Consider the following 12914-nt stretch of genomic DNA (forward strand, 5'->3'; position numbering starts at 1 on the left):
TACAACCAATAACCATCTCGGAAGCAGGCTGCCGATCAGCTTTCATAAACTGCCGGTTTTAACACTCCGATATAAGGCAGATTGCGATAGCGCTCAGCATAATCAAGTCCGTAACCCACTACAAACGCGTCAGGAACTTTAAAGCCGACGAAGTCTGCTTTAATGTCCGCTTTTCTTCCGCTTGGTTTATCCAAAAGGGTAACAATCTTGATTGATTTTGCTTTACGGTATCGGAAGAGCTCTACTAGATAACTTAAGGTTAACCCACTGTCGATGATATCTTCAATAATTAAGATGTCCCGGCCCTCTACAGATGTATCCAAATCTTTAATGATTTTTACTTCTCCAGATGAAACCGTAGATTTTCCGTAGCTTGATACATCCATGAAATCCATTTCCAAATATGTATCAATATGCTTGATAAGATCCGCCATAAAAGGAAGAGCTCCTTTTAACACACCGATTGCCAACGGAAATTTATCTTGATACTCGCTTGTTAAGTCTGCACCTAACTCTTTTACTTTCTCTTGTATCTCTTCCTCTGAGATCAGAACTGTTTCAATATCATGTTTCATCATGATTATGCTTGCCCCCTACACTTTTCATGCTGTCTATATTGTAATACAATGCGGTCACTGTTTGGAATCACAAGATCTTCAAAAATGGATTTTTTCAAGCCCGGTATCCAGATAATTTCACCGCTTGCATCCGTCACAACCGGCCAGTTGTCTCTTTCTTGCAGAGGCAATTTCTTATCAATAAATATATCCTTTACCTTTTTCGAGCCATTCATCCCTTTTAGTTTTATCCGATCGCCGGCTTTTCTTGTCCGGATCGTCAAGGGAAATCTCACCTTATCTTGACTTGTAATAAAAACAGAATTCCCATGTCCTTCAAGAGGTTCCGCGTTACGCTTTGTCTCTATCAGAAATCCGTTTGGGAGCACTGCCGTCTCATCGGCAGCTCCGCTTATTTGATATTCAAAGGGAACATTTTTGCACTGCCATTGTTCAAATGTAAACAAACATGTCTGATATGATTTGACCACCTTCAGTCCTTTCGGAAAGTCCAGTACTCCTGAAGGACCGCCCTTATCCGCCCAATCCAAAAACTGCTGAATATGATGAGCTGAAAAGGATGATGGAACGTTTTCATAAAGATAGTTTAATATTAGTTGAACTCCTCTTCTTTGTAAAGGCATCGGGAGGGCAAGCAATTGAGAGGAATTGATTTCAACTGATATTTTAGACTGGCTTGTGATTACTTTATTCATTTCTTCTTTCGTTAATGACTGTAAGAATTGCTCATCTTCAGTCAGCGCTTCGCTTACTTTCTGAAACCTTTTATGCACATCCGGTGATTCCTGTTTCAAAAAAGGGAGCACTGCTTTTCTGAATCTGTTTCTAGTGTAATCATCTTTGGCGTTGCTTTCGTCCGTCCGGTAGCTCAAAGCGTTTTCATGGCAATAATGAAGAATCTCTTCTTTTGTAATGGCTAGAAATGGTCTGATCATCTGTCCCGTTTCAAACCGTCTTACCGGCTGCATTCCGGCAAGTCCAGCTCCGAGTGTGCCTTTGGCCAGTCTCATAAGCATTGTTTCAACCTGATCATCTCCATGATGAGCAAGTGCAAGATAATCCGCTTGATGCTTGGACATCACTTCCTTAAAAAACTGATATCGGCAATCACGGGCAGCTGCCTGCTTGTTGAGTCCGTTTTTCTCAGCATACGCAGTTACATTGATTTGAGCCGTTTCACATTTGATCTGTTCAGCCTCACAATACGCTTGGACAAAACGCATGTCTTCCTCAGATTGCGCCCCTCTGAACCGGTGGTCTACGTGAGCCGCAATCACATTGGCTGAACGGCCATATAACGCATGAAGCGCGTGAAGGAGAGCCATCGAATCCGGGCCGCCGGAAACGCCTACAATAATTGTCGCCCCTTTTAACGTAAGATTGTGTTTGATAAAAAAATCTTTGACACTGTTCACAATGTCCTCCTCACAATGAGCAGGTATTTTAAAGATATTCATATCCTATCACTTTCAATCCTTCCAAGCAAAGAAGAAGCATGGGTATTGCAGATTGCAGCTGTCAAATAAGGAAAAAGATAATGTAAGCGAAATAAAGCGCCAAAACACTGATTACAATAAGAGCGGTTTCGAATAACCCTCCGGACTTAGCGCCCTTCTTTTTAGGTGCATATCTCGTCTGTGTTACTTTTCCCTGGCGCATGTTTTGCTGTCTTTGTCTTGAGATAGATTGCGCCGAAGTTGGCGTTTTTCCGCCCTGTTTTCTTTGCGCTGCCTTTTGCCCTGCTGCGAGCATCTCTCTTTTCATCTCGTCAGCGGAATCATAATGGCCATTTAAAGCAGAAATAAGCACTTTTTTATACTTTTGCAGCACCGGACTGCCTTCGATTAAAGATCTCAGCTGTTCCTTTGGCTGGTTCGTTTTTTTGAATTCCTTTTTATGTACACAGTTGATCATAATCATAGCAACCGCAAACAAGTCGTAAGAGGGCTCTGCTTTTCTTGTCCCATACCCCCAATATCCTCTGTCGTAAAACTCGGTATACTCTTTTATTGCTCGGCCCTCCTTGGTTGTTCCGCCTACATCTATGCAGCGGATTCTGGCTGGCGGACCGGTGACAATCAGATTATCCGGCTTAAGGTCGCCGAATATCCACCCTTGCTGATGAAGCACGGATAAGCTGGTTAACAGCTGAATCATCAAGACCGGAATCCATTCTGCTCCTTTGTCACTGACGAACTGTAAAAGCAGCGGGCCTTTTATGTATTCCATTGCATAAAATGAAACCTTTGTATTAGCACTGGGAATAAAGGCATCATCAGTGTCAAAAAAAGAAGGCCCCATCGTTACGGACTGGGCCTTTGAAAAAGATTTTAAGACATTCACTTCAGAAGTAATAGACAGGCTGTCATCACTTACCTTTAAGGCAACATGTCCATCTGATGCTTCTGCCAAATACACAATTCCATTGGCCCCTTTTCCAAGCTGTTTACGCAATGTGTAAGTATTTCCATTCCACTTGCCTTTCACTCTCGTTCCCGGCTTGAGGCTACATGCCAAACTCGTCAAAGTGTCGTTCATCATCTGCCAGCATGCTCCTTCTTGAGCGGATTTTTTCGAATTGCTGTGTTGCTTCACGAATCGCCGGACCTGTCGGCGTGATGCCGCCTGTCGATAGCTTCGCAAAGAGTGTGGAAAGAGATTGCAGCTTCGGTGTCCAATTTAGCACAAGCTCGACCTCTTGTTTTTTCCCGGGAAATATACACATCGCAAATTCGTTATTCCCTATTCGGGAGTTAAGACTCACGGACAAGTCAATCAGTGCTTCTTTCACTGTAGGGAGCTTCGGCGCCATACTAGCGCTTGTATCAACGAGAACCAAAACCTGAAGGTGCACCGTTTCTCCCAGTTCATCTACCACTTCCATGACTTCGCCGCGTTTTTCCGGAGAAAGCTCCTCCATTTCCACATTCTTTCCCAAGATTTGCTTCAGTTCTTGATTCACCACCCCTTGCAGGGTTTGCGTCATTGCTTTTTTTGTTACCATCTGAACCGTTTGCGAAAGCTGTGATGCGTAGACGACCTGATGCACGCCGCCTCCAGCAAGCGCAATCCCTTCAACTTCTTTCATAGCCTCTTGGTCAATTTTGTTTTCTTCCATTATACCTATGACATTTACTGTAATCCCTTGCTCTTTAGCAAAAGCAGCCATAGCAAGCGGGTCTTCACCGTGATTTGAGCAGCCATCCGTTATCAGCAGAATTTGATTCAAACGTCCGTTGTTCACATTCATTCCTCCTGGAGAATACGATGATTCTCAGATTCATATAGTTCCATCTTCGCCAGAAGAAATTTGATTTATACGGAAGCGTTATGAAATTTCTTGTTTGCTTTGAAAGATAGCCGGAACGGGAATAGACGCCCACTTTGGTGTATTGTGATCAATTCGGACGACAACAACCGTCATATCATCATCAATTTGGCCTGATCTTGTGCGAATCACTTCCTCCATGAGTAAGTCAGCAATTTCCTGCGGATCATCTGTTTTTAACCCTTTCATTTTGCGCTTCATCCATAAATCATGATTTTCCACGTGTTTAGGGCCTTCGAAAATACCGTCACTCATCATGATCAGGAGGTCTCCCGCCTTCAGCTGCTCACTCACAACCTCAACGTCAAATTCGTTAATAATGCCGATTGGCAGATTGCTCGCTTGGACTTTCATCACCTGCTCACCCCGTTTGATAAAGCTCGGTGTTGATCCAACCTTCAAAAACTTACAGCTCGCATCCTGAAGGTCGATAATAGAAAGATCGAGCGTGGAATATATTTCATCGGTTGTCCGCAGAGACAGTATGCTGTTGATCGTTTTGATCGCTATTTTTTCATCAATTCCTGATTCAAGGATCTTTTCAAGAAGTTTAATCGTTTCATTGCTTTCAAAGTGAGCCCTCGCGCCATTGCCCATGCCGTCGCTGATAGCAGCTGCATATTTTCTTGCGCCCAGCTCCATCATGCTGTAGCTGTCGCCGGAGACAAGGCCGCCGCCCTTCGCCGCATGAGCCGCACCCGTAGACACTCTGTACGATTTTGTTGATCCAAATGCGACATGGCTGTATCCATTTGGATGCGGAGAATGCTGCTCGGCTTTCACAAGAACTTGCTCTTCCAAAATGTCAGATAGCATAGGCGCTATGATTTTTTCACTTTCTCCATGCCCGCTGAATGGGATTGTCATTTCAATATCAATGTTTCCCTGTTCAAGGCTGTAAATCTCCACCTGCTGAATCTCTATTCCAAAATGCTGAAGAGCCTCAATAATTTGTTCTTCTTGGATAAAGTGCTGCTCCCTCTCCCTTTTTATTTCCCGAGAAAAGTCTGCCATGACCTCTGAAACACCCAAGAGCTGTTCAGCCACAAGCCGCCTGCTGTCCTGCACTTTTTTCTTAAGAGTTAAATTCGCATGATGATAGGCAAGCTCATCCTCTATCAACTCTTCAACCTGACGCGATTTAGAGCAATACTGATGAAACTCTTTTTTCAGCCTTCGGTTTGAAGCATACTCTTTTTCCTCTGTTTCAAGCATAACTTGTTTCATTAAATCATATGTTTTATCAAAGTTCTGAACCCAGCACCTGTTTTTCTTGTAGCACGTTTGACAGGAATGCTCCGTAATTTTGCTTAAAAACAGATCGACCTCGCTGTCATCTGTTTGTTCGTCAGACGCTTGATAAAAGGTTGCAAAGCTTTCTGACAATGCATGAAATACATTGGAGAACTGATCCACCTTTTGAGCAGTGACGTCTCTGATTTTTCTCGCGTATTGCTGCTGCTCCTGAAGATGTTCCACAGTGCCCGGAATATATCTCGCCACTTTTCTTGTAATGGACTGAGGCGTAAGCAGAAACAGGCCGACTGCTATCAATGACTCATAGAGCGTTGTCATCAGACCGGCAGAGCCTTCTCCATATAAAGAAATAAGAAGCGATCCGATAATCAGCCCGATTGCCGCACCGGCTTTTTTTCCTTCTTTCAGCAAACCGCCTAATAAGCCCGAAAAAGCGAGCAGACTCATTTGATAGAGATTTCCGATATTGGCCAAGCCGAGAATCAGGCCTGTCACAACACCCACTGTACAGCCGATGCTTGCACCGCCGATGAAGGAAAAGCTTAATACAACATAACGGGCCAGGATATGTTCTGCCTGCATCCCTTGATAGGACAAGCCTGCAAGTCCAGTCAGCACCGAAGCAATCAGAATCATAAAGCAAATGATTTCTTCTATTTTTAAGGATTGTTTTACTTTCTTCACTGTAAAAATCGGAAGGCTTTGGAGGAAAATCAGCGTTAAAATAAAGGACAGCCCCGCTTCTACAACAGCCATCACATAATCATAGGTTGTAAACGCGCCATTCTGAGCATAAACAAAACCCGCTCTTGCCGCCGCCATGGAGAAGAACACGACAATCGGAAGGGCTTTCACACGATCATCCGTGATGAAGGATGCTACTTTAGAAAACACGAAGAATGCAAGCAACGCCGCTAATATGAGTAATGAGTGCTTCGGAGAAATTGTCATTGCACCTGCAAGCACAGCCAGCACTGCATACAGCGCCTTGTCTCTTCTGATCAGAAGCATTGCCCCAAAGAAAGGAAGGGCGAAAGGAAGGACCTCGGATAATATGAAAGCTCGTCCAAGCAAAAACCCAATGACGACATAAATGAATCCTTTATAGAAAAACAGTGAATGCAAATGATGAGTCACCAGCTTCGCTCCCCTGTTAAAAAACGATTGGAGTTTTTCAAAAGCTTGTCCCGCCATTGGCCCGTTCACTCTTCTTTCTGCTTTTTCCATTTCTCTCATCTCCCACCTGTTATATTCGTTGCCTGTCATTATAGCGAAAGCACAGATAGGATTTTGTCAAAAGAAGGTAAGTATACCAAAGAAGTCTTCGACGGTTTCTGCCCTGAAATTCGTTTATGCGGAGAATTTCCAGAAAGATGTCTAAAAATGAAAAAAATCGGCCTCTGTAACAGAAACCGATTTTTCAGTATGACCCGTACGGGATTCGAACCCGTGTTACCGCCGTGAAAGGGCGGTGTCTTAACCGCTTGACCAACGGGCCTAACAAATATGGTAGCGGCGGAGGGGATCGAACCCCCGACCTCACGGGTATGAACCGTACGCTCTAGCCAGCTGAGCTACACCGCCATATTGTTTTGTGCTTCTAAGCACAAGTTATATAATACAAAGGTTTGTCCTTTTCGTCAACAGAAACTTTAATGTTATAATTTTCTGACTCTTACCTTGAGAAAGCATATAAAAAAAGCACCCGTTGGGACGAACGGATGCTTCATTTATTTATAGAAAGCAGCAAGTTATCCTCTTCTTGCTCCGCGCCCTCCACGTTTTGATTCCGTATTGCGTTTTAAAGATGACAAGCGATCTTCGCTATCTTTTAAAAACTTGTTCATTTTCTGTTCAAAAGATTCTTTCGGACGGAAATCATTTCTAGGTCTGGCTTGCGGACGGTCTTTAGCTTTTTTAATAGATAAACCAATTTTCCCGTCTTTTTCAACGTTGATGACTTTCACTTCAACTTGGTCGCCGACTTTTAAGTGATCATTAATGTCTTTAACATAATTATCGGCTACCTCACTGATATGAACGAGACCGGTTGAGCCTCCAGGCAATTCAACAAATGCTCCAAAATTTGTAATACCTGTAATTTTCCCTTGCAACTTGCTGCCCACTTCAATCGACATAAAAAAAGTGCTCCTCCTTAGGCTTATAAAAAGATCGTTTGCTTAATTATACCTAAATAAAAATTTAAGTGTCAACAAGGCTACTTGTTCTTCTTCTCCACATTAAAGATTATTTCACCGTCTCCAGACATGAATAAGTCTCTTCTGGCAAGCTCTGTGACGTAATCTTCATCTTTTAATTTGGATATTTCTTCTTTTAAATCCGTTTGCTTTGTCTTTAAATTCTTCAGTTCTTTTTCAAGCTGTTCTTTCTTTTCTTCTTTTGCACTAAGGGAAGATGTTTGGCTCCATACAGAGCTTGCCAGTACAATTGCTGTCAGAAATACGAGGGCGCCGAATACAGTCAACCGTCTGTACAGCCCTTTTCTTCTTCTTTTCTTCAGCTGATTTTGCCGCTCTACTTTTTCTTTATAGTCGTTTTGTATTTCAGTTATCGTTCGTTCCCTGGAAAAATTCAAATCAGACGGTCCTCCTTTCATCTCTTCAAAAAACGTGTAATGGTCGTTCTTATGGTTACCAATAGTTTCTTCTTCTTTTTTAGAAATCCTGCACCTTTTTGAAAATATCGTCTGAAAGTTAGACGCAGTTTTTCAGGAAGAAGTTTCATACATTGTTTAACGATAAAGCGGATCGGAAAACACAGAACCATGACTATTTTATAAAGACATAACAAGAGAAAACCGATCAGGCGGTATGTTCTCTGAAAGAGAAACGTGACCAGCCAGATGATGACTCCGCATGTCCACACAATAGGACGAAATAACACGTGCTGAATGAGCTTTTTTAAGAATTGATAAACAGAAACAACAAGATAAATGACGAATTTCAGTATTTTTATATAGATTCGTTTGCAAAGGCTTTGATACGTCGCAACGCCCAGCAGAACCGCCAAAAAAATGTACAGCCTGAATTCTCCCTCATTTACATGAAGCAAGACATAAAAGAAGAGCAGCCCCTGCAAAATCCAGAAAAGAATATCATGAATAAATAAAAGCCACCTGGCTGTTCTGGCACGAATGACAAAGAGCCTGTACGTATCAAGCGACGCGCCAAGCCAGAGGCCCATACCGGACATCGCCAGCATTGTATAGAATTGTGTCGTCAGCGTCATTTAAACAACTTGCTAAAAAACCCTTTAGCTTTATCCCCTTGTTGCTCGTCTAAATACACTAAATCAAATACCCTGCCTTTGATCGAAACAATCCCTTTTTCTACATCAAGATTTTTCATTTGAAGGTTTTCGCCTCTGACTGAGAGCATTCCCATCACTGTTTCCAGCAGGAATTCTTCGTTATCAAAGCTTTCAACTTGCTTAACCCCAGAAATATCTAAATGTTTCCGGCCTTTCATTGTCACATCGTGCTGTTCCGGAACAGAAGAAGAACCTTTTTGTTCATAATATGAATTCATCTATTCAGCCCCCATATCCTCGATACTTTTAGCATTATTACTGCATTGTATGAGGGCGGGGATTCTTTTAGAACAAGCCTATTCGCCGAGTTTTTCTTCCTTTAGCACCGTATACATGTTTGCGGCTTCTTCTTTTTTCGTCGTGTCTTTGAGCTCATTCACTTGTACCGTTACAAGCTTTTGGCCGAAGCGGACCGTTAATTCATCTCCAGGTTTTACGTCTGAGCTTGCTTTAGCCTGATTTCCGTTAATGGAGATTCTGCCTTGATCAGCTACTTCCTTCGCTAGTGTACGTCGTTTAATCAGCCGTGATACTTTTAAAAATTTATCTAATCTCATATTATGATCTCCTCTCAGTTTCTTTTGCTTCATTCCACAGGTTGTCCATGTCCTCAAGAGACATATTAGCCAGCTCGATTCCCTTTTCCTTCGCTGTTTGCTCAATATAAGAGAAACGTCTCCGGAATTTATCGTTTGTCATCGCCAATGCTTCCTCCGGTTCTATTTTGTAGAAGCGGGCTACATTTACCAAGGCGAAGAGAACGTCGCCAAATTCGGCCTTGAGATTGTGTTCATGAGAGTCTTCAGAAACCTCCGAAGAAAATTCCTCCATCTCCTCATTCACCTTTTCCCAAATATCACTCACATCTTCCCAGTCAAAACCGACTTTTGCCGCTTTTTTCTGAAGTTTAGCAGCTTTAGAAAGAGCAGGAAGGGTTTTCGGGACGTTGTCTAACAAGGATTCTTCAGATGTATGTTTTTCGGCTTTTTTAATATCTTCCCAATTTGCCAAAACATCGTTTTCATCCTGAACCTTAACATCTTTAAACACATGGGGATGTCTTCGGACCATTTTTTCACTGATCCATTTAATCACATCATCTATTGTGAAATAACCTTCATCTTCACCGATTTGCGCGTGAAGCAGGACCTGAAGCAAAACGTCGCCAAGCTCTTCGATCATATGGTCTGTGTCTTCTTCGTCAATTGCTTCGAGAAGTTCATAACACTCTTCAATCATGTATTGTTTTAATGACTGATGAGTCTGCTTTTTATCCCACGGACAGCCGTTAGGCCCGCGAAGCTCTCTGATGATGCGCCGAAACGCGGAGAACTCCCGGTACAGCAGCTTCTCTTCTTTAATCGGCGGAATATACACACTTGTTAAGTTATTCATGGCGACATTGCGGTCCAGTTCAAATAAAGGCACTCTCCGAATATCCTCATCGCGGCTTCCGGCTGCCGTTACAATCACAACTTCATAATCATCCGGCAGCTTCTCCATTAATGTCAGCTTCACTTCGGATGCAGTCATTTGGTCGTAAACCTGACAAATGATCAGGTGGTGTCTGAGCTCAAGCTCATCCGCGCTCAATGTGCCGGCATCCACAAATTGAAAGCCTTCAATGGGATCAATTTGCAAGGCATTAAAAGTGGCATCAAGAAAACTTTGTCCTCCCGCGACTTTCACCTGAATGTTTTTTTCTTCCTGCCGCTCCGTCAGCAGCTGTACTGTTTTTTCTGCTACAAATGGATGCCCCGGAACCGCATAAACAACGTCCTGATGCTTCGCTTCTTCAAAGAGAATGTCAGCAATTTCTTCGTATACCGCATCAAACTGGTCGTGCTTCTCATATATATCATCAAAATAACGAATGTTCTTCGTTTCGCTTTCTAGCTCCTGAATTAAAGGGTGGTCTTTTGTTCTGATAAACAGAGTGTCCGCCTTTGTCAGCAGCTTATGTATGCCAATTGTCAACTGGTCCATGTCTCCGGCGCCAAGCCCGACGACTGTAATGTTACCTGCCATTTTGTTCTCTCCTTCTTGTGAGTTTGCTTAACTTGCTGCCAAAAGGCACACTGTTGAGCTCTTCATCCGTAAATATTCCCAATTTCATCATACAATAAATAAACACCGCGCCTCCAATGGCGACAGCAGAAACACTTTCAACCGCCGCATATCCTCTTCCTTCCGCATCAAACAGAAAAGACCAAAGGCGTAAATAAGCAAGCAAGACAGCTGACATCAATAAAGCGGACCCAATAATCGGAAGCATAACGCCTCTCAGCTTGTCCAGCCATTCTTTTTGCCGCAGGCGATATAAATTAAGGCCGGCGACAGCCGCAAAGGTAGCCGCTGTCGCAAATGAAGCCCCTTCAATTCCATAACGCGGAACCAAAAAGGTATTTAACACCCATTTCACAGCCACGCCTGCGCCTACCGCTATTGCAGGAAACACCGTGTTTCCCGTTCCCTGTAAGACAGCAGCAGCCGTGACCGCCAAGGACGCAAACAAAATGGAGCAGCTAAATATCTGTAACGCAGCTGTTCCTTCACCATTTTGAAACAGCATAATGTTGACCGGCTTGAGGATGCAGATGAGACCGGCAGACGCCGCAACGCCAATCGCAAGACACAGCTTTAAGGAAGACGTCACTCTTTGTTTCATCACCAGCATCTGATTGTCCTTTACCGCCTTTGAAATCAACGGTACGAGTGAGGTCCCGATGCTCATTGCGAAAACAGAACCGAGCTGCAAAAGAGGCTGCCCCCGGTCATAAATTCCTTTCAGCCGCTTTGCCTCTTCACTCACCTCACCGCCAGACAGCAAAGAATATAAATTCAGCGCATCGACAAGCTGAATAAACAAAAGCAGCAGGCTGCTGACACAGATTGTTACTGAATATAAAAGCAGTTTCTTAATCAATTGATTTGTTGTAATGTGATTTTCTTTTTCTATTTCCGCTTTTTCAGGCTTTTTCGTTTTGAACCAAAAAAAGACGAGTATGATAAGCGCAATCAAACTTCCGGCAAGAGAACCGGAAGCAGCTGCCGCTCCCGCAGTATAAAGCGAGGCACCCTTTTTGATGAGCCAAAATGATAACCCTAAAAGCACCGCTACCCGCAGAAACTGTTCCATGATTTGCGATAAAGCGGATGGCAGCATATTGTGCCTCCCTTGAAAAACGCCTCTGAGCAGCGCGACAAATGGAAACAGAAGAAACGCATAGGCAGTTACTTGTATTAACTGGGCGAGATGCGAATCACCCATAAACAGAGCGATCGGAACAGCCCCCATATATAAACACAGAAATAAAAAAACACCTATTACCGATAAAACCAGCGCTGAAATTTTCATTATGGTGTTATGGCTTTTTTCACTATAATCATTCATCAGTTTAGAAATAATCACCGGAAATCCTGATGTTGAAAGCATGACGGCAATACCGAGAAAAGGGTATACCTGCTGATATATATAAAATCCAACGTCGCCGACAATGTTTTGAAATGGGACTCTGTAAACGGCGCTTAATATTTTTGAAATAACGCCTGCCAGAATTAAAACAAAAGCCCCCTGCCACATCCAATGCCGTTTGACGCGTATTGAATCATCCATCCAAAAGCTCCTTCCCAACGTCAGGGGCCATGCAGAGTGTGCAATGACCTTGGTACAAATAAAAACGAGGTTATTATACCATATCCCAACCCTTGGAATCCTTTTTCGGCCTGCACAAAAAAGAACAGCGTCCCAAGGAGAGCTGTTCTTTCTATACCTATTTTGATAATTGTAATAAGACCTACTGTTCCATTTGACGAGCCAAAAACCCAGCTGCTGTTTCAACGGCTTTATGCTCAACTTCGCCCATCGCCTGATCCTTTGAAAAAATCACGACCGCACCTATCGGGTCGCCATTCGCCACAATCGGACCGACAGTATACGAACTCATATCTTCATCTATGCCATTCACAAGCTGCACGGATTTTGCGTCGCTCTCAAGCACGGAACTTCTCTGATCCATTGTTTTTTCCAGCATTTCGCTGATCGGCTTGTTTAAGTAGTCTTTTTTGGAACTTCCGGAGACGGCAATGTAGACATCACGGTCACAGATAAGCACTGAATGGCCAAGACTGTCATAAAGCGCGTCTGCATACTCCTTTGCAAAGTCTCCAAGCTCACTTATCGGAGAGTATTTTTTCAAAATGACTTCTCCGTCACGATCTACAAAAATCTCAAGCGGATCGCCCTCCCTGATTCTCAGCGTTCTGCGAATTTCTTTAGGAATCACGACCCGTCCTAAGTCATCAATACGACGTACGATACCGGTTGCTTTCATCTCTGGTGCCTCTCTTTCATTTGATGGTTATACAATGTGGGAAAGACCTAAAGCAGTTACTTTATGTACCTTCCGCCTCGCTTGAAA

General features: G+C 43.3%; 13 protein-coding genes and 2 tRNA genes. All 15 read right to left on the minus strand.

All coding sequences use genetic code 11. The annotated features are described in order from the left end of the window. Positions 1–35 precede the first annotated feature (35 nt). Positions 36–578, minus strand: coding sequence for a hypoxanthine phosphoribosyltransferase (gene hpt / locus M1D69_RS20870; protein ID WP_038954341.1), 543 nt, complete (start codon positions 576–578; stop codon positions 36–38). Between the two features lie 2 nt (positions 579–580). Next, positions 581–1993, minus strand: a complete 1413-nt coding sequence (gene tilS / locus M1D69_RS20875) for a tRNA lysidine(34) synthetase TilS (RefSeq protein ID WP_458105011.1) — start codon at positions 1991–1993, stop codon at positions 581–583. Between the two features lie 103 nt (positions 1994–2096). Beyond that, positions 2097–3119, minus strand: coding sequence for a protein kinase domain-containing protein (locus tag M1D69_RS20880; protein ID WP_458105010.1), 1023 nt, complete (start codon positions 3117–3119; stop codon positions 2097–2099). Then, complete coding sequence (locus tag M1D69_RS20885; protein WP_010332713.1) at positions 3085–3822, minus strand: vWA domain-containing protein; 738 nt, start codon at positions 3820–3822, stop codon at positions 3085–3087. The genes M1D69_RS20880 and M1D69_RS20885 overlap by 35 nt, the downstream gene beginning before the upstream one ends. 84 nt (positions 3823–3906) lie before the next feature. Further along, the gene (gene spoIIE / locus M1D69_RS20890; protein WP_458105009.1) at positions 3907–6390 is read right to left on the minus strand and encodes a stage II sporulation protein E; all 2484 of its coding nucleotides are present in this window, start codon (positions 6388–6390) and stop codon (positions 3907–3909) included. A gap of 199 nt (positions 6391–6589) precedes the next feature. After that, positions 6590–6661: transfer RNA gene (locus M1D69_RS20895), tRNA-Glu, on the minus strand. Between the two features lie 9 nt (positions 6662–6670). Further along, positions 6671–6747 (minus strand) — tRNA-Met (locus tag M1D69_RS20900). 167 nt (positions 6748–6914) lie between these two features. Further along, a complete protein-coding gene (locus M1D69_RS20905; RefSeq protein ID WP_003218379.1) occupies positions 6915–7301 on the minus strand; it encodes a S1 domain-containing RNA-binding protein in 387 nt (128 codons plus the stop codon). A gap of 80 nt (positions 7302–7381) precedes the next feature. Beyond that, a complete protein-coding gene (divIC, locus tag M1D69_RS20910) occupies positions 7382–7759 on the minus strand; it encodes a cell division protein DivIC (RefSeq protein ID WP_010332711.1) in 378 nt (125 codons plus the stop codon). A gap of 17 nt (positions 7760–7776) precedes the next feature. Further along, positions 7777–8412, minus strand: coding sequence for a spore cortex biosynthesis protein YabQ (yabQ, locus tag M1D69_RS20915; RefSeq protein WP_215510923.1), 636 nt, complete (start codon positions 8410–8412; stop codon positions 7777–7779). After that, positions 8409–8711 carry a sporulation protein YabP gene (yabP, locus tag M1D69_RS20920; protein WP_024123628.1) on the minus strand — a complete coding sequence of 101 codons (303 nt, stop codon included), beginning with the start codon at positions 8709–8711 and terminating at the stop codon, positions 8409–8411. Before yabP ends, yabQ begins: the two co-directional genes overlap by 4 nt. A 78-nt stretch (positions 8712–8789) precedes the next feature. Then, positions 8790–9050 (minus strand): RNA-binding S4 domain-containing protein, encoded by a 261-nt coding sequence (locus tag M1D69_RS20925; RefSeq protein ID WP_024123627.1) that lies wholly within the window; start codon positions 9048–9050, stop codon positions 8790–8792. Position 9051: 1 nt separating this feature from the next. Beyond that, positions 9052–10521: a bifunctional methyltransferase/pyrophosphohydrolase YabN gene (gene yabN, locus M1D69_RS20930; protein WP_458105008.1), complete on the minus strand. Its 1470-nt coding sequence runs from the start codon at positions 10519–10521 to the stop codon at positions 9052–9054. Then, a complete protein-coding gene (locus M1D69_RS20935) occupies positions 10511–12109 on the minus strand; it encodes a putative polysaccharide biosynthesis protein (RefSeq protein WP_316273845.1) in 1599 nt (532 codons plus the stop codon). Before M1D69_RS20935 ends, yabN begins: the two co-directional genes overlap by 11 nt. 181 nt (positions 12110–12290) lie before the next feature. Beyond that, positions 12291–12827, minus strand: a complete 537-nt coding sequence (gene spoVT, locus M1D69_RS20940; RefSeq protein ID WP_458105007.1) for a stage V sporulation protein T — start codon at positions 12825–12827, stop codon at positions 12291–12293. Positions 12828–12914 lie beyond the last annotated feature (87 nt).

Source organism: Bacillus sp. PK3-037 (assembly GCF_054161355.1).

Excerpts from the sequence above, each read along its gene's own strand:
- hpt (WP_038954341.1), bottom strand. The coding sequence starts at position 578 with ATGATGAAACATGATATTGAAACAGTTCTGATCTCAGAGGAAGAGATA.
- M1D69_RS20880 (WP_458105010.1), bottom strand. The coding sequence starts at position 3,119 with ATGATGAACGACACTTTGACGAGTTTGGCATGTAGCCTCAAGCCGGGA.
- spoIIE (WP_458105009.1), bottom strand. The coding sequence starts at position 6,390 with ATGGAAAAAGCAGAAAGAAGAGTGAACGGGCCAATGGCGGGACAAGCT.
- M1D69_RS20905 (WP_003218379.1), bottom strand. The coding sequence starts at position 7,301 with ATGTCGATTGAAGTGGGCAGCAAGTTGCAAGGGAAAATTACAGGTATT.
- yabQ (WP_215510923.1), bottom strand. The coding sequence starts at position 8,412 with ATGACGCTGACGACACAATTCTATACAATGCTGGCGATGTCCGGTATG.
- yabP (WP_024123628.1), bottom strand. The coding sequence starts at position 8,711 with ATGAATTCATATTATGAACAAAAAGGTTCTTCTTCTGTTCCGGAACAG.
- M1D69_RS20925 (WP_024123627.1), bottom strand. The coding sequence starts at position 9,050 with ATGAGATTAGATAAATTTTTAAAAGTATCACGGCTGATTAAACGACGT.
- yabN (WP_458105008.1), bottom strand. The coding sequence starts at position 10,521 with ATGGCAGGTAACATTACAGTCGTCGGGCTTGGCGCCGGAGACATGGAC.
- M1D69_RS20935 (WP_316273845.1), bottom strand. The coding sequence starts at position 12,109 with ATGGATGATTCAATACGCGTCAAACGGCATTGGATGTGGCAGGGGGCT.
- spoVT (WP_458105007.1), bottom strand. The coding sequence starts at position 12,827 with ATGAAAGCAACCGGTATCGTACGTCGTATTGATGACTTAGGACGGGTC.